This is a genomic window from Hymenobacter ginkgonis, from assembly GCF_009755225.1.
Classification (GTDB): Bacteria; Bacteroidota; Bacteroidia; order Cytophagales; family Hymenobacteraceae; genus Hymenobacter; species Hymenobacter ginkgonis.
Window position 1 is genome coordinate 1 of record NZ_WQKZ01000015.1, and the last position, 16,904, is coordinate 16,904.

Below are 16,904 nucleotides of genomic sequence, written 5' to 3' on the forward strand. Positions count from 1 at the left end.
CAGCCTGCGCTCGGAAAGTAAAATTCCGAGCCAGCGGCCGTACTTCCCGGCGATGTTCAGGGCCAAAACGATTGACTTTTTCGGGGGCAGAAAATAGCACTCTGACGAGGTCGGGGATATAAGACTTCTTATGTTAATCAACTATTTCAAGAAATCAGCGGGAAAATAATTGCCTCCCCACTACCCCCGAAATCCTATTTGCACCTCCTAATACCCATGTAAGGAGGGAGACTCATTTGCTGTACGAGGGGGTGAGTAGGCTTAGGCGGCGCAGCAAAGTATCCGGTGGAAATACATGCAAGAGGGAAAAAGCTAGCAAAAACCAGCCGCTGCACGCTAATACCAGCGCAGATGACCCCGCAAGCTGCCGCCTCAGTTGCGCCTCCTGAGAGCAGGAAAAGCCCTAGTAACCCCCCGCCAGTGAGGGCACCCCCCAAAGCTAGATACCCTCGCTGCCGCCACCAGCTGCCGAGGGCCGTCAGGCGCAAGGGCAGGCCCACTACCACGCAGACACTAATTGTTGCCAGCGAGAGGACTGCGCCGAGCACTGGCTGAAAGGTCACTAGACCAATAAAGGCCGGAAAGCCTCCTCGATAGTCCAGTAGGGCGAGTAGGAGGTAGATGCCAAGTAGGGCGATGAAGGTGATACCCGCTTGAACTGCGAGTAAGAGCAAGTGGTAGGCAGCCCTCATAAGCTGAGCAAGAAAAAAGGAAAGTTGTGCAAGGTATTGACCGGCATCAATAAGGTCGAGCTTGTCACATTACTTGAACGAAGCTTGACAAACGTTATAAGCGCTGCTTTAAGGCGCAATAAACAGCTGATGTAAAGATTATAAGTTTTACCCGTTAGCCGTGCATTGGACCAGGGTCTGGATCACCTGGTGGTATAAGTCTGGTACGAGCCATTCTTTGGTATCAGACACTTGGCCATCACCGATTTCAATGATGAGGGGCTGGCCCTGGCGGGTGTAGGCTACATCAATCGTGTAAAACCAACGCGTTTGTAACGAGGCAATGACGGATTGCAAGGCGGAGGGAAAAGCGCGTCCCGCTGCCCCATAGACGCTTCCTTGCACGGCAAAATAGCGTTCTTCCGCCTGCTCCGCTAACTCCACAAAGGCGCGGACCATCAGCAACTCGTCGTCCGCTAGCGCCTGTTGGTGGCGCAGGGCCGAAAAGTCGGCTAAAGAGGTGATCACCGAATCCCGTCCGAATGATTTAGTCAACCCTTTCACAAAACAGCGCCCCTCCGTTTGGAGCAGTTGCTGCACGTGGGCGGCGGCTTGCTTGGCCGGTGCGATGACACTCGACGGGGTAAAGGGAACAAGCGCCGCATACCAGCCGGTGGCGTAGTGGGAGGCCGCGTACTGGGCGGCGGATACAAGGAGCGGGGTGAGCGTCGCCAACGCCTCATACTCGGTGGCCGTTAGCATCCAGCCGCGGTAGAGCGTAGGCTGCGTAGGCACCGGGGCGTGGTAAAGCTTGTGCTGCTCGGCATCATAGAGACAGACTGTGTACCCGAGCTGACAGGCTTGGTCGGCCTCCTCTTGCCACATCGGGTCGAGAGCCCGTTGGTAGGGTAGACTGGGAAAGAGGACATTGAGCATGAGGGCGAAAGTAGCGGCCAAGCAGAAAGTGGACAGGCAGCTACTTGACCAGTGCTCTTTCGGGCGGAGGTAGGTCACTAGCGAAAAGACTTATCTAGTCTCAAAAGAGGCATCTTGAGGGGGCTCAGAAAGTGCCTCGCGGAACAAGTGGCTCAGAAAGTCCGCAGCAATTGCGTTTTTAGCTCGTGGTGGGGGTACAGGAAGGCGAAAAAGGGGGCGTCAGAATGGTGCGCCTTTCAGAGCCTACCCTCAACGAGCTTACCGAATAGGGAAGCCTACGAAGCTCAACTCGATTTTATTTAAATAGCACTTCAAGCTATTTATCCAACTAGCTCACCTCATTCTACGTGGCACATTTAGCTCGATACAGGATGATGTCAAGGCCACGGAGCGCGCTTATTGCCCGAGCGTAATATGGAGCACTTTGGCCGTAGGAGTTGGAACCTCCATCCGGCTGATACCCTCCCCAAAGTACTCGATGCGTAAGGAGACGGCCGCCCCAGCGGGCACCGGCAAGGCAAAGGCCCCTTGAGCATCGGTCACAACTAGCTGGCGTGCTGCCCCGGCCACGTACACGCTGGCACCGGGCTGAGGCTGACCAGTAGGCATCGACACAATACCCCGTAGCGTCACCGTTTGGCTGGCTGTGGCCGTAGGCATGGCAACTGGCAGTACCGTGTCCGGCTGCCTAACAGTGGTAAGGGCTAAAGAAGCACCTGACGGCCGAACCCGTTTTTTCTTACTGCTGGACTGCCCGAAGCGGCTAGCTTTTGTCACTGGGGCTGCTGAAGACAGTTTGACTATGGGACCAGTGGTAGCCTGCTGAACCCTGGGGGCGGCCGCCAATGCTGGCCCGGCCGAAAGGTAAACCAGCGCCCAGAAGAGCGCTGCGCAAGTAAGTAAGGTAAGTAGGTGTTTCATTTCTAGGATGGGATAAGTGGTTAGAAAGCCGAGTAAATAGTGAGGCAGCAGCTAACACCGTTCTTGGATGCGTAATCAACCGTGCCTAGGGTAGCGCTTCGGCTAGCCTACTCAAGTTGCTTCTGCCACGGTAGTGGGTAGTGGGTTCTTTTGCAGGTTGGAAGAGCCCGGTCAGCGTGGCCGCTAACTCTTCGATATTGTCCTGCTGGCAGACAGCTGTCAGCGGTAGTACGGGTAGTTTCAGAGGCTGGTGCGTGAGAAACTTGCTGATTTCATTCAGGCGGCGAACCCCGTCGGCGCGTAGGTTTTGGACCTCCGCTACCTCTTGCAGCCGCAGTTGTTGCGGCGCGTTTTTTAGTTTTCTACTCCTGGGGGATACCTACTTCTCAGTCCTAGTCGTGGAGGCCAACTACTGCACATCACACGTGGCGGCTAGGGGGCAAAGAGCATCGGTGTGGTGGTACCCTGTAATGGCCGCAAAGTTGAAATAGCGAGCCACACCGGTCCAATTTCCCCAAGCCTACCAAGAGCACACGGGGCCGCTTCACGTCGGCCGTAGCTGACGCTCCGTGTAGGCGTTAGCAGGGCGCTGGTCACCTGAGTGGTGACCAGCGCACAGGGGCTATCAGCGGCTGGTTTACTCGCACGAAGGCTTTTGGGCGGCTTACAGGGACTTGACAAAAGCGACGAGCGCGTTGCGGTCAGTTTGGGAAAGCTGCGCTACATAGTTGCGCGAGAAGTCCCCTTCGCCGCCGTGCCACATCACGGCCTCTAGCACGTTGCGGGCGCGGCCGTCGTGCAAGTAGTTCGTATGGTTGCTTGTGGTAACACTCAGGCCCAGGCCCCAGAGAGGGGCGGTGCGCCATTCGCTGCCAGTAGCCAGGAAGTCCGGACGGTTGTCGGCCAGGTCGGGTCCCATATCATGCAGGAGCAAGTCGGTGTAGGGGTGAATAGTCTGGCCACCCAAGCCATAGGGCGCAGCAGAACTTGTGTGGAGCACCGGCGTGTGGCAGGCCGCACACTTAGCCGCGACAAACAGCGCCTGACCAGCTGCCACCTGCGGATCACTGGAATTACGCGTGGCCGGTACGCCTAAGGTACCCGTATAAAAAGCCGTGGAGAACAGCGCATCGGTGTCAATATCCGTTGGCGTTGTTGAAGTAGCACTAGTCTTAAGCATAGCAGCGGCGGCCGTTAAGCTTGACAGGCCGCCGGAGGGTAGTTTAATGCCGGGCCCCTTCTTGTTGCGACCCCCACCGGGTACGTCTGATTCGAGTGGAAAGAAAGGACTAGTGATGCCCAAGTCGCCGTTGAAGGCAGCAGCAGCCTGCTGTAATAAGTTAGGCTGGTTGGCTTTCCAGCCGAAGCGGCCCAGTACGGTTTGCTGCATGGCCGCGTCCCACACGCGGTTAGGACGGCCTGTGATGCCATCGTGGTCCTTATCAGTAGGGTCAGCCAGCGCCACAATGTCTTGCTCAGGTACTGCTTCCAGCAGGCCTAGACCGGCTATCTGCTGGCCGATACGCGGGGAAATCATTGTGCCGGGCGGTAGGGTAGCCGAGGGCGTATACGTTGGTGTGCGGAGGCTATAAGGCTGCCCATCGGCAAAGGCTCGGAGTTGCTCCGCATACGTCGTGCTTACCTTGCCCTCGGGCCCAATGCCCCGAACCCCATTGACGATGACGAAAGGCTGAATTTGGCCGCCAATACCCGGTACCGGGTTCGGACCGCCGTCGTCGGCAACACCTGGCACGCTGACCCGGAACAGCAGTTGTGGCACTAGCGGATCGCTACCTAGCGGGCTACGGCCGCCATTAACGTGGCAACCACTGCACTTTTCATTGTTCCAGAGCGGCGCGAGCTGCTGAAGGCTAAATACCTGCTCGAAACTGCCCTTCCCCATGGTATGATATTGCACCTCCGCGCCCGCCAAGGCAGGTGAAGGCTGGTTCAGGGCTAGCGCATCAGTTTGGTTAACCGTATTACTGCCGCCGCTAGGGCCCGCGAAGTCTGCCAGCTCGTAAGTGGTGCCCGGAGCAGCTTTGCCGTCCTGGCTCACGGTAGTGCTAAGTGGGCCCGTATTGTCTTGCGTTGTTTCGCAAGCACTAAGCATAATTGAACTTAATAGTGCCAGGCAACCCTGACGAAGGGTAGTAGAATGCGTCATGCAAAGAAAGTAAAGGTGTGTGAAATAGAAAGAAAGAAAGAAAACGCTGCAAATTACGTTGAATCCATTCAATAGTTTTTATTCATTATTGCAAGCTTAAATTCTCAGATTGTATTCTTTTCCTGCTACATCAAGAATAATAATAATTATAATGCAATGTTTTGTGTTTAAATCCTTATTAATTAGTAACTTAAACAGCAATAAAATGGTTGAGCTTTACTACTAAAAATACAATTAATAGGATTTTTATTCTTAATAGTTATAATTATAATTATTATATTCATAATAATTATAATTTAGCTGTAAAACACCCTCTTAAAAAATTATAAATTTTTCAATATTTATACCAGATGATGATAGTTAGATGACTCTCTTTATCCTCTTGTGATTAGCAGCCATTAACTAGATGGGCCTTTGACTGTCAGCAAATCGTTTGTGGCCGGCCTCATCCACGCAAGTCCTGAGTAGGCGGCACAACGACTTGCCACGTCTCCAGTGCAAGAGCTGTTACGAGTGGTACTTCATCAGGAAGCCTCGTGGTACCAGGTCAATCCGATCTAGGCTGGGCTTCTCAAACGGAACTGGCAGGTCAGCTTCTTCTTGCCCTCTCACGCCAATAGCGAACACTAAGGTGAATCCAAATACCTGCGACTCCCCAGGATTGTAAGTAGATAGGTCGTCAGTATCACAGCATTCGTACCCCTTAATGACAGCCCCGCATAGGTGTTTTTATCTAAGGTTTTAGCCAAGCTATGCCATACAGCCTAACTGGTTTTCTATAGATAGGATGTGAAATGAGCTTGTCACACAAGTTGATGGCTCTGTCAACAACTGACTAGAGCAGGCTGAGACGTTTTACAGTTGTTGCTTTAAGAAACGTGACAAGCTTAGCCATGACGTTCAGTGCTTCATATGCCAGCTACTAGGTTTCTAGCTGGCATTGAACGCTTGGAAAAGCAAGAACTAGCGTAAGTTCGTCAGGGATCCTACTTGGCACCTCTCCGACTTATGATTACCCCCCAACTGCTCTACCTGCTTGCGCATGCCGATGGAGAGGAACGAGCGCAAGCCTTTAGCCAAGTAGCGGCGGCGGCCGGCGAGCCCGCTGCCTACCACGTGGTGGTAGCCACGCTCACGAGCACGCCGGATGAGCAGGTGGCCTTTTGGTGCTTAGATGCCTTGATTAAGCAGTTCGGAGACTTCCTGCCAGCCGATGCCCCGCGGCTATTGCCCCTCTTGCTCGCTCGACTGGTGGGGCAGCATCCCCCCGTCACGGACCGGGCTATCTGGGCCTTGAACGTGGTGGGGCCGGCGTCGGTGGCGGCGCTACTTGACGCGATTCAACACGCGTCAAGTAGTGTGCCGCAGCGCGTGGCGTATGTTTTTGCGCTAGCCAGAAATAAGCACGTACACCCGCATATTGGCCCCGTGGTAAGCTTGTTAGCGCAGCTCTTGCAAGACGCAGAAGCAACGGTTCGGTACTGGGCAATGGTCGCCGTCATGGATTTAAGTCCCTTACGGCCCTTCTATAGGCCCCCGATGCCGACTCATTACTTTGAGCCGCTTTACCCCTTGGTTATCCCTGTGGCGCAGGAATTCATGGCCCCCGACCAGGACGGGTTTGCGGGACGATACCACGAATTGATTACGCAATACGGGCAATCTTCTATCCACAAGGATAAAATATGATTTTAAGAAAAATGAAAGGGGGGCAAAAGCTCCCCGTTCATCTACCTTTAGCCCTTTACATAAGCTGGGTTCGAAGACACGCCTGGGAAAAGTAATGAATAGTAACTCTCTAACGTGTTGCTATGAAATGGTATTTGGCTACTCTTGGCGAGGCTTAAGCCGCAACGCGCTGGCTTTGCTACTATGCTTAGCGCTGAGTCTACCTAGCTGTGAGCGCAGAAGCGCTACGCTGCAGCGAGAAGGGAACCGCCTGGTCCAGCGGATTGAGACGTATCGCCTGCACCACGGCAAGCTCCCGGCTTCGCTCACACAGCTGGGCGTGGCGGAAACAGAAGCCGGGCCGCTTTACTACCAGCCAGTAGACGCTACGACTTACCAAGTCTGGTTTGGCACTTCCCTCGGCAAGTCGGAGACGTATTCCTCTCGCACCAAAAAGTGGCGTAGGTAAAAGCCAGTTTACCCGATAAGTAGGGGTAGGAAGCGTTCACACTTGGGTGCGAAAAGCAGCTCTTATGAAGCCCCCTTTCTCCGGTGGGGTAGCTAAATGCGCGGTGGCCCAACGTCACTTAGTTACCAATCGCCACCTGACAAGTGCTCAAATGCGCTCACTTGTGCTCACACGTGAGTACATTTAGGCTGCTTTTCTCCCTCCTAGCCTGCATGGCTCACCGTAAACAGCTCGCCCAACCCCGTGCTTGTGCCCAGTGCGGCACCACCTTTCATACAGCTCGCAAGGGGCACGTGCACTGCAGCAGTGCCTGCAACACCCGCGCCTGGCGCCAGCGTAAACCGGCTACTGAGCCCCTGCCCTTAGGCAGCCCAGCGGTCGAGGCGGCGCCGACCGCGCCCCCTGAACCGAGTCCAGTTACGCTGGCCTTCAACGGCACCAACGTGGGCATGCTGGCCGTCGGCACGGCCATGGGCAATTTGCTCAGCGCCGGCGTTAAGCAGCTCTTTGCCCCAGCGGCGCGGACCCTGAACCTAGCGGCGGCGCAATTCCCCACCTGGCCCCCAGCCGAGTTGCTGGCCGCGGCCCAGGCGCCGCAGTGGGTGGCCGACCCCGCCTGGGCCGGGCAGCTCTGGCTCTTGCCCACGCTCTACCACGGCCATACCCTGCACCTCTACGCCGAAGCTGGCCTACCGTACGTGCTGTGGCAGGCCCCCAATGGCGAGTGGCGGCTGTTTACGACCCCAGCCGAGCTGCAGCAGTTAGCGGCGACCAGGCCGGTGAGTGCGGCCATGCGCGCGCTGCAGCAGCAGTATGGGTTAACGCTGGAGCGCTCCACGCTGGGCTCCCCACTCCCCCGACAGGAGCCCTCCCTCCAGCAACTCGGCTAAGCGAGCGATTTAGCATATAAACAATTATAAGACAGCTTTTGAGCTAGCGCAGCGCGATTTTTTGGAGCTAGTAGGTTGCTTTTTTATTTAGCTCCGACCGGCTTGTCATACAGGGAAGCATACACGTGCCCACCGAAGTTACGCGCCGCAGTAGGGGTATGACTTTTTTCATCTGCTACTGGCATGCAGCACCTATTTGCACGTGAGCAAGTAGCACCTGCGGCGTCACAAGCGGCCTGCCAACGGGTAATACTAATCTCGTACAGCGGCTCTTCTTGCCCGCTTTGGATAAATGGAGTGGAGCGCAACCTGCACTCCACTGGCATCTGATGAGTAGTCCAGCATGTACTGCCGGACTACTTACCGCTAACCTTTCCCTTCAATATGCCACCTATCTACTGCTTCACTGAATGAGGAGTTAGCGGATGGCTCAGCGAAGTTCGCAGCTCATAAGTTTAAATCTTGGCTAAGGCTCGCATCAATGTCTTCGCGCCTAGCTCGCTGCTCATAATCTTTGGCTATCCAACGAAGTACTTCAGCAGTCCTGGGGTAGCTGAATTCGACAGCGGTAGCGTAGTCATAATACTCCTTAGCTAGTGCATATTCTTGCTTACCACCTTCATAAGGATTGCGAGTGGTAACCCCTCTGCTATTATAATGACCAACTATAAAGCCTTGTTCCATATCTGGTGATGCAGCCTTTTCGAATACTGCTCGCACGGCTTCATGAGGCCATATTCCATCAGTGCCTTTGGGAGAGCCACTAAGTAATTGACCTACACGTTCATCTCCACTACTCTGACGGCCATTTCGAAGTGCTTCTCGAACTTGATCAACCCAGGCGAATAGGTGGTCTTTATCAATATTTCCCTCTCGGTCGGTGCCAGGAACAGTGCGCCAAGACTCGAGCAGCTCCCATATTCCCATGCTTCTGTCAGATTCTTCAGAAGTTAATACACGAGGTTCTTCGCCTTCTGCTCGAAACAGGCGAGTAACTAAATCAACGAAAAGCCCTGGGTTGTCGCTCAACTCCTGATAAATAAGCTTCGGTTTTAAGCTCGAGCGATAGTTGTAAGAAACCGTAAGAAAATTATATTCAAGCCGAATAACTCGCACACGGTCAGCGTCAGGCGCTTCAGCAAGATACTCTATAACATTCTCAACAATGTGAGAAGAAGGATACGATTCGGCTGGCTTAAGTAGTAGTTCTTCGAGCACTTCAGTTGCCAAATCTGTCGATATTGGCTTTTGATCATGTAAGCGCCCACTTAGCAGTTCAGCCGCTTTGCCGGGGTGCTGGTACTGTAGAAAAAATCTAACACCTTGCTCCGTGTCCTCCTCTTCAACAAAGAAGTACGGCATAGTTCGCCAGTAATGGTTTTGCCCAGCTTCGGCCAGTTGACTTACTAATTTCCAAATTTGGGGAGTTGGCTTAGTTAAGCGCACCAGCCATTCTGCCTGCTGAATAGGTGACCATAATGCGCTGTGTGACTGCAAGGTATCTTCAACCCATTCGATGCGTTCGGCTTCTGCTTTGCTAGCTGCTAATGCACCTGCCACTCCTAAGCCAAAAGCTGCTTTCGCCTCGTCATCGCATTTTAAATATTCGGTTACTAAGGCCAGAGATTGTTCCTCATTTTCTAGTTTGGCTTGAACCAGAGTGTGTCCTAAAGCTGCAGGACCTTTGACATGAGGAATAAATGACAGGACTATTTCTAAGCCGCCCTGCGCGTGGATAGTGGTTAGAGCCTCTCGTTGCCTCTCACTAATTGCGGTACTGTAGGCATTATGGTCCTGCTCTCTTCCTTCTGGCAAAAGAGGCCAACTGTCAAAAAGCCAGGCATATTTCAGAATTACGTTAACCGGCTCAAATTCTTCCATTACTTCGGCTAGCCGATTGACCGTGACTGGTGGCATGGCCCAATCGGTATCATGAAAAGAACGATGGCTAGACACTAGCTCCCGGATACTGTCGCGCAAGCGCATTCGTTCAGCATCAGCCGTAATTTCTCGGCTAAGCTCGTATAGTTGTTGAACGACTAGTTCCTGTTGGTCATATGGTAGTTCTGGTAAGTCTTCGATAATAGATACCCACCGCGCGACATCCTGTTTTGCTTCGCGTAGTAGACGTGCTTGGATGTCCAACGTAGCCTCATATACTTCGCGGCGTGTTACGTTGCGAGCCGTCACCCAATCGCGCCAACGAGGTGTTGCTGTACCGGTGCTGATACTTCGGGCCTTTGGGGTAAGGTAGGTAAGTAGATGACTTGCTACCTCTGGTTCTTGTCGCTGGAGTTCGTCTAATATTTGTAGGCGTTGGTCAAGCGTAGCTGTGGTATGAGGGTACCAGAGCAAGAATATCTCTCTTAAGCTGTTAATTGGGCGGTTGTTGAGCTTGCCGTGAGGAGCTAAACGTACAAGCTTGGCTAATAGGAGGGTAGAAGGCAGCAAATAGCTGGGGGACCATGCTAACACCTCCAACGCCCACAGTAAACCTGGATGGTCGCTGGAAGTGTTTAGCAGATCTTGCCGCTCTTCAAACAGTTTCAAAACAGGTGGTTCATCCCCCGAGAGACCAGCACTAACGGCTTGTAAAAACGTGGAAGGCGCAGCCTCGGCTAGTAGGCGTAAGTTATGAGAAAGCGCTGACCAAATGCGCCAGTCAGTATTTGCAGCCTGTAGGAGTTGCATTACTAAGCGGACTGCTAAATCACCTGTTGTTGTGTCAGTTTCTAGCAGTGGCTCATTGATTGCTCCCAGATAAGCGAGGGTAGTAGCTAAACTTTTGCGAAGGGTACCTGAATATGGTGATTTCTTCCCTAACATATCAGCGCGATACCATTCTTCGGCTGGAAGGTCATACCGCGGTGGTATGCTACCAAGCACGCTAACTACCACTTGTCTAAAACGGTCTAGCTGCTCCTTGGTAACATTGGAAGAGACCAAACTCCAGACGTCCGCTACATCCACAATGTACCATACATGGCCAACGAGTCGCACGGGCGGGTCAGCCACCACTCGCCAACGCATTAATTGGGCTTTTACTTCTGCGTACGGTAGGTTTGCAACCTGTGCCACTGCTTCTGTATCTCGCTCGCGCTGTTCGTCCCAAGATCCAGCAAGTAGTGCCGCGATGAGGATGCTTGGGTGCTCGGTATGTGCCCATGCGGGCTGCGAGATAGCAGAATGCTCCGCGAGGGCTCGGCGAAACGCTGCAAAGCTCCTGCGGGCAATGCCAGCTAGGATATACGCCTTTTCGTGCAGGAATCCCTGGTTTTGAAGAGCCTCAGTTACTTCCAGGAGCGGCAAACGTGGTAGTTCTACTGCTTTATTTTTCCAGTTTACCTCAGTCTGGTCTAATGGTACGATAATCCGGTGGCCCTGACGCAGTGCACCACTGACCATAGAGCGGTCATCAAATAATGGCACTATCAGTAGGCTCGTAAAGCTGCTCACCAGTTCATGCCACGCTTCGGGATTCAAGACTACCAGGCATCGGGAATAGTAAGTAGCTCTCTCGTGGTCTGGTAGTTCTTGAATGGTAGCGATAAAGAAGGCTACAGCCTCTGATTGGGAGTCAGCTCGAAGACTTAGAATACCATCCTCTCCTTTAAGCCACGTGTGTACCTCAGCCGTTTCTTTCTGGCGTCCTAACACTAGCAAGGAAAAGGGGAGAACAGTGGGATGCGTTTGAGCAGTCCAGTCCGCCCAATAGGAATCTATATCTGTGACTCCAGTTGGGCGCTTGCCAATAAGCCTGGAAAACCAGTACTGTACGGCAGGAGCAGCCGTAAGCCAAACCTCCAAGTCTTTAGCATCATATACTCGAACAGCTTTCCAATGGCCCTCAGCTTGCTTCTCCTGTACAAATTGGCGCTTGCTAGTTGCGCTCCAATTGCGTGAGCTTACTAAGATGAATGTTGTAGTAGATGGTGTTAATTCACGTGGCTTTTTCGTGCGCTCTGTGTAGTCTTTTCGGGCTTTGGATACTTTATCACCAGTAGTGCCTAATTCCCATCCAGTTGAACCCTCCGGTACAAAGCTGTTGCCTACTGAATTAAGTGTAATACCATCCCATCCAGCTTCATAGATGCTATCGCCACTTGGGAAATCGATCCGGAGCAGATGTGGGGTTGTTGCGACAATCAGTCTACGTACTAACTCAGGGAATAAGGCTTTGGACTCAACCTTATCAGACCAGAAATCAATCTCCGCAGCTGTAGGATTCAATACAGTGTTCATAGCGACTTTCAGCTTTAGTTCTGCGTTGGCGTAGCTTCAAAAGTTATGAGACCCGCCTGTAAATCAGCGTTAGCGGTCCAGCCTTTAGTCTTCCACTGCTTTGTATAGATAGAATCCTCCTGCCACCATGAAGCTTGTGTGTATGCTTCTTCTGGAAGTGAAATGCCGAGAATTCGCTTTATCATCTCCAATTGCTGGCGTTGAGTGGTATTTACCTCTTTGTTATTTTCTAGGAATTGAATGAGTGTATTGAACCCTCCTTCCACCACCTCATCAGTGTGTCCGGGAAGAGGAGCAGCAATGGGTACCTCACGGGCAGGGTGGCTGAGCAGCCACTCCGCATAGCTTGATAAAATGTCTATCATCTCTGCATCAATGTCTTTTCTGAAATGAAAAGCATTATTGCGCTCATCTCGTACGGCATTGGTGCTAACCGTCCAAAGCTCCTTCGTATGTGGGGAGAAGACAGGTTCTAATTCTACCCAGGCTGCATTATTCTGGATGAGTTGAACAAACTCGGAAAAGGTTAAATCATGCAATTCTCGGGTTTTTTCTTTATCCCGAAAGTATTTTTTCACATGGTCCGCAAGTTCTGATTCATCAAAAGGAATTCCATTTTTTTTACAAAATTCCTTCAGCATATTAATTCCTTTAATTTGATTGCCTCTGGCCGAATCACTTAGAGATGAAATAGCATCAATTAGCTTAGCTCTGGTTTTGTAAGCGTAAGTAATATGCTTTTTTAAATTCACTTCTATCTCCCTTGTTAGCAGATAAGGTTTATGGTTCGTAAAAAGGAATTCAAGTAGCTTATTCTTGGCAATAAATCCAATTAATTCCGGTTCTGACTCAGATTGTATGATATAGAGATGCTCGTGCGGGGAACCTACGAAGTCGCTAATGTGCTCATACAAGTCTGCCGCTTGTGTTAAAGGCTGTGGTCTGAGTGTTGGCAGGCGGTCCATCGTGGCACTGCCTACAGCGAGTTCTTTCGGAGACACATTCATTGTCTTCCACGCATGAGCTACCGCGCGTAGCGTTATTGCTCCTTGAAGTGCCTTGTTTTCATCAATGACTGGCAACACGCTGGTTTTATTCCTTGCCATTGTGTTGATGACTGCCTCTAATGAGGTCACGGGCGACACAGCTAAATCTGTCGCTGATTCCATTAAGTCCTTAACAGGTACGCGCATGGCGGAGCATTAACTGTGGTGTAAGCACTAGTTCATTACTTGTGCCAGATCGTTTTTGCGAAAGAAGGATAGACCAGCAGCCGTTAAGGATAATTACTTGTTTGACGTGCATATTTAGTAATTTGTGTATTAGCAGCTTAGCCATTATCGTCGTCTGTAGGCGTGCTGATTGCAGCAGTGAGCTTGAATTTGCGCTCGATATAGGCGGACAGCGCCGCTGAAAGGCCTATCAATAATTCGGCTTCTTCAAATGAGGGTTCCTTACCTTGCTGCAAGTGCCGCCCCTGATTAGAACTAAACCCTTATATTTTTTCGACAATTGCATCTAACGGCGCAGGCACTAGGCCTGGATTCTTTTTCATTACTGGCCCCATTGTTTCCTTTGAACCACCACCGGCCTCACGAGCGGCGCCTTCTAAGCACGTTAGCTAGTGCTGGATAGCACCAGTGATTTAGCATCGGGCTGGCTAAACAAGTCGCCGATAGCCTCCCGTAGCTCGCCAGCGGCTGTTCTAATACCAGAGTCGGTCAGCACTTCTTTGGACTTCAATCACCTTCCGTTACTTGCTGATCGGTAGGACTTTGCGTTGGTCGAGTAGCGTAGGAAGGAGGCCTGAAGCACTATCAAGAGCATTTTCTGGCGTTACGAGATGTCTACTGGCTTGTCCACTGAAGGCAGCAGTATAGCTTGGTAGCCTGCTTTATTCCAGTGATTGATAGCATATTCTACCATAGAAGGACTTGAAGTAGGCTGACATACGCGCGCTAATTCCTCCCCAATCATAGTAAGGGATGCTTTTCCTACCAATATGCGGGGCGGCTCAGATTCCTTTTCTCTTACATGAGCTTTTACATCTACTTGGCTGCCATGGTAAGAAAATGTAGCTGACTCACTCTCAGTGAAAAAACTGCCAGAAAACATAGAAAATAGCGCCTCAATCAGCCCAATGTCTTCTAGATGCTTTAGATCATGATAGGATGGAACAGGAACATCATAGCCTTCGTCTTTTAAACTAAACAATACTAAACTGAGCCCCTCATTTTTCGTCCAAATAAATGAGCATAATTCTTGGAATATTTTAGCTTCCTTTTTGGTCATTGTAGCCAAAAAATCGATGGTACGCGGTGAGAAGGTACCTGGTCGTCTAATCTCACCGGCTAGTATCTTACCAAATATTACCTGCATTTCCTCGCTAGATACATCCTGCACAACACGCAAAATCCGTGTCATCCAATCCGGCTCCACAGGTTCATCTGACACTTGCTCATCATTTACTAATTCAGCCGCGGCGTGAGCCACTACCGTCTCCCTGTTAAGTTGCTGCATCGCGTTTTCATACATCATGCGCCGCAAAGCACGTTCGTGGAGGTCTCGCGTTTCCGGGGAAGTGCCAGCTAGCTGAGCGCTGATTCCGCCCTCCACTATACTTATGCTTTGCAAGTGTTGTCCTTCGCGCTCTAGCGCCGCAACTGCTCGCGCCCGGCCTTCCATTACGCGCGTTTGTGCAACCCCCACCACTTGCGTTCGGTACGCTTCGTTATCAGCTCTGGCTTTGTCAAGCCATTTAACGTTAAGTATTACGCCCACACCATCGTCTAATCGACCTATTCCACTCCCAACCGTAGTCATCAACTTTTCTATTCCCTTACCTGCGCCGAAAATATCGCTCAGGCTGAAATTGAATAATGAGCCACTAGGGGCAGGTTTGTTTTCTTCTGGCATGAGAGCAGGGTAGCAATATTAGAGTAGGCCAAGCTACGAAAAAGAGTAGGCCAAGCTACGAAAAAGCCCCGGCTCTTTTGTAGAGTCGGGGCTTTTGTTAGGTACAGCATCCATTTAGCGTACTTGCATGACAGCAAAACGTCATGCAAGTACGCTAAATGGATGCTGTATGTTTTATTGAGAAGCAAAATTATGATAAACAGGTATTTGCATATAATTACAACAACTTCTCACTACTACTAAAGTCCAGTATTGTGCATGAAAAAAGGCCACTATAAAAGCGGCCTCTGTTTCTAAGTATTCCTGCAGCCTCTGGGCCGCTTCTGGGAATTGTCTTCCAAATCTATTCAAATCATCAACTGACAATTGATACATCTCAAAAATGGGCTCAGGCGGATACTTGCTCCTGTAAGCCATTGAGAATGCTGCCAAAACTGTGAGGTAAAACTCTTGCTCCGCTGATATATCCATATCATCGAGCGGGTCATGCGACTGGCCAGCACCTTCTAGATAAGAACTAAACATAGGGGGCGTCATAGCAAGGGGAAAATTTTGCTTTCAGGGTAAAGATAAGCTTTGAATGTCTGTGCTTGCAAACGGTCATGGAAATTCAGTACTGCATGCCAACGTGTACCTCTTAACAAAGCTTTTGCGAAAGGAGTTTTACTCCACTGCCAGATTGGGAATGGAGTGCCTACAGGCCTAGTATCGTAAAATTCAACTGCTTGGTTGCGTAGGATATCTATAGATGCTGCAGGTATGCCCCGCTCAATTGCTTCGTCTAGTATAGTGAAAACCTCTTTTGGTTCGATTGCAGAGAAACCGTATTTAGCTAGAGCGTAGCCTCCTCCTTCCTCGCTAGCAAAGGCATCTATATAATCAATATCAGCAGCTATATATTGCTTATAAAATGGGCGAAGCAAGTCACGAGATGCAGTTTGATTCTGCATGCCATTAGGGATATATAATTGCTCATGTGATGCTCTTTTACCACTTGCATCAGGTTGCTTTAATATACGTCTGACCACTAACGAGCCTTCCTCTTCACTCTTCTCCATATCATCATATTGATAATGGATAAACAAGTTGCCAGATGTCAGAGTGTAAACATGCCTCATTCCCCACTCAAACCCCCACTTGCTGGCTGCCTGTTCAAGCTCTTCAAGGATTGAGGCTAAGCTGAAGCTAGGATAATGTGTCGCTAGAAACTCATCTATTTCTTGTTCCGTATCCTTAAAGAAAACGCCCCTTGCCTTCCAATAATCGAAATCCATTCCGGTTTGCACTCAATCTACTTGTGTTGTGTGCCATCAGTGAAGGCAGAGACAAAACTAGTTGCTTTTACAAGCAGATTTACTGCATGAATCGAATCTACTTAATATACCCCGCTATCAGTGGATGAGTTGTGCAGCGGGACTGTTAAGGAGTAGGCGGTGTGCATGCCTGAATAAAAGTCCAGTCAAGAGCAGTAAGACCTATAGTGCAAGTGATAAGCAGAATAGTGCTAAATTCTTAGTTGAGTGTTATTTCATACCCGCGAAGGTATAGCAGGAGGCTACCTAACGAGGCTGAGGTGGTGGGAGAATAAGTGACCTGAATAAGTGTCTTATAATTGCCTATATGTTTAACTGAGGGGCTGGCTAGCTACCCTAGGGTTTTCAGGACGCCCCGCGTACCCAGCGCCGGCCCCGGGCCCTGGTCGTCCCAGGGAAGTTGTTCAACCAGGTAGGCCGCGCAGGGGCCGCATGCCAGTGGAGCAATCGTTGGTGGGGGTGGTAATAGAGCGGGTGGTTCAAAGTGCAGCTGCACATTGCTAGCGCCAGCGGCACGCGCGAGGCGTTGACGATAGGCCCGTACTTGTAGCTAGCAGGTAACCAAAAATCAACCGCAAAGGCGGTAAAGTTGGTACCAACTTTCTGACCCACTCGCCCAAGTTGGTACCAACTTTCTGACCCACTCGCCCAAGTTGGTACCAACTTTCTGACCCACTCGCCCAAGTTGGTACCAACTTGGCGACCCACTCG

Annotated in this window: 10 protein-coding genes; 2 read left to right on the forward strand and 8 right to left on the reverse strand. The window is 51.0% G+C overall.

Annotated features, from left to right (window positions below; translation table 11 throughout):
- Positions 1 to 839: 839 nt before the first annotated feature.
- The 3 genes from GO988_RS23470 to GO988_RS23480 form a co-directional block, all read right to left on the reverse strand.
- Positions 840 to 1,607 (reverse strand): ATP-grasp domain-containing protein, encoded by a 768-nt coding sequence (locus tag GO988_RS23470; RefSeq protein ID WP_157570080.1) that lies wholly within the window; start codon positions 1,605 to 1,607, stop codon positions 840 to 842.
- 396 nt (positions 1,608 to 2,003) lie between these two features.
- The gene (locus GO988_RS23920) at positions 2,004 to 2,267 is read right to left on the reverse strand and encodes a carboxypeptidase-like regulatory domain-containing protein (RefSeq protein ID WP_198173031.1); all 264 of its coding nucleotides are present in this window, start codon (positions 2,265 to 2,267) and stop codon (positions 2,004 to 2,006) included.
- 925 nt (positions 2,268 to 3,192) lie between these two features.
- Complete coding sequence (locus GO988_RS23480) at positions 3,193 to 4,641, reverse strand: di-heme oxidoreductase family protein (protein WP_198173032.1); 1,449 nt, start codon at positions 4,639 to 4,641, stop codon at positions 3,193 to 3,195.
- Between the two features lie 1,062 nt (positions 4,642 to 5,703).
- Between GO988_RS23480 and GO988_RS23485 the strand changes: the two genes are divergently transcribed.
- Complete coding sequence (locus GO988_RS23485) at positions 5,704 to 6,384, forward strand: HEAT repeat domain-containing protein (RefSeq protein WP_157570083.1); 681 nt, start codon at positions 5,704 to 5,706, stop codon at positions 6,382 to 6,384.
- A gap of 660 nt (positions 6,385 to 7,044) precedes the next feature.
- Positions 7,045 to 7,722, forward strand: a complete 678-nt coding sequence (locus GO988_RS23490) for a hypothetical protein (protein WP_157570084.1) — start codon at positions 7,045 to 7,047, stop codon at positions 7,720 to 7,722.
- A gap of 447 nt (positions 7,723 to 8,169) precedes the next feature.
- Here the strand turns inward: GO988_RS23490 and GO988_RS23495 are convergent, their stop codons facing one another.
- From GO988_RS23495 to GO988_RS23515, 5 genes are all read right to left on the reverse strand, one after another.
- Positions 8,170 to 11,964, reverse strand: a complete 3,795-nt coding sequence (locus GO988_RS23495) for a hypothetical protein (protein ID WP_157570085.1) — start codon at positions 11,962 to 11,964, stop codon at positions 8,170 to 8,172.
- Positions 11,965 to 11,978: 14 nt separating this feature from the next.
- Positions 11,979 to 13,157, reverse strand: a complete 1,179-nt coding sequence (locus tag GO988_RS23500) for a CBS domain-containing protein (protein ID WP_157570086.1) — start codon at positions 13,155 to 13,157, stop codon at positions 11,979 to 11,981.
- 643 nt (positions 13,158 to 13,800) lie between these two features.
- The gene (locus GO988_RS23505; protein ID WP_157570087.1) at positions 13,801 to 14,880 is read right to left on the reverse strand and encodes a DUF2806 domain-containing protein; all 1,080 of its coding nucleotides are present in this window, start codon (positions 14,878 to 14,880) and stop codon (positions 13,801 to 13,803) included.
- A gap of 174 nt (positions 14,881 to 15,054) precedes the next feature.
- A complete protein-coding gene (locus GO988_RS23510) occupies positions 15,055 to 15,417 on the reverse strand; it encodes a hypothetical protein (protein ID WP_157570088.1) in 363 nt (120 codons plus the stop codon).
- Positions 15,414 to 16,154, reverse strand: a complete 741-nt coding sequence (locus GO988_RS23515; protein ID WP_157570089.1) for a hypothetical protein — start codon at positions 16,152 to 16,154, stop codon at positions 15,414 to 15,416. Before GO988_RS23515 ends, GO988_RS23510 begins: the two co-directional genes overlap by 4 nt.
- Between the last annotated feature and the right edge of the window lie 750 nt (positions 16,155 to 16,904).

Excerpts from the sequence above, each read along its gene's own strand:
- GO988_RS23470 (WP_157570080.1), bottom strand. The coding sequence starts at position 1,607 with ATGCTCAATGTCCTCTTTCCCAGTCTACCCTACCAACGGGCTCTCGAC.
- GO988_RS23920 (WP_198173031.1), bottom strand. The coding sequence starts at position 2,267 with ATGCCTACGGCCACAGCCAGCCAAACGGTGACGCTACGGGGTATTGTG.
- GO988_RS23480 (WP_198173032.1), bottom strand. The coding sequence starts at position 4,641 with ATGCTTAGTGCTTGCGAAACAACGCAAGACAATACGGGCCCACTTAGC.
- GO988_RS23485 (WP_157570083.1), top strand. The coding sequence starts at position 5,704 with ATGATTACCCCCCAACTGCTCTACCTGCTTGCGCATGCCGATGGAGAG.
- GO988_RS23490 (WP_157570084.1), top strand. The coding sequence starts at position 7,045 with ATGGCTCACCGTAAACAGCTCGCCCAACCCCGTGCTTGTGCCCAGTGC.
- GO988_RS23495 (WP_157570085.1), bottom strand. The coding sequence starts at position 11,964 with ATGAACACTGTATTGAATCCTACAGCTGCGGAGATTGATTTCTGGTCT.
- GO988_RS23500 (WP_157570086.1), bottom strand. The coding sequence starts at position 13,157 with ATGCGCGTACCTGTTAAGGACTTAATGGAATCAGCGACAGATTTAGCT.
- GO988_RS23505 (WP_157570087.1), bottom strand. The coding sequence starts at position 14,880 with ATGCCAGAAGAAAACAAACCTGCCCCTAGTGGCTCATTATTCAATTTC.
- GO988_RS23510 (WP_157570088.1), bottom strand. The coding sequence starts at position 15,417 with ATGACGCCCCCTATGTTTAGTTCTTATCTAGAAGGTGCTGGCCAGTCG.
- GO988_RS23515 (WP_157570089.1), bottom strand. The coding sequence starts at position 16,154 with ATGGATTTCGATTATTGGAAGGCAAGGGGCGTTTTCTTTAAGGATACG.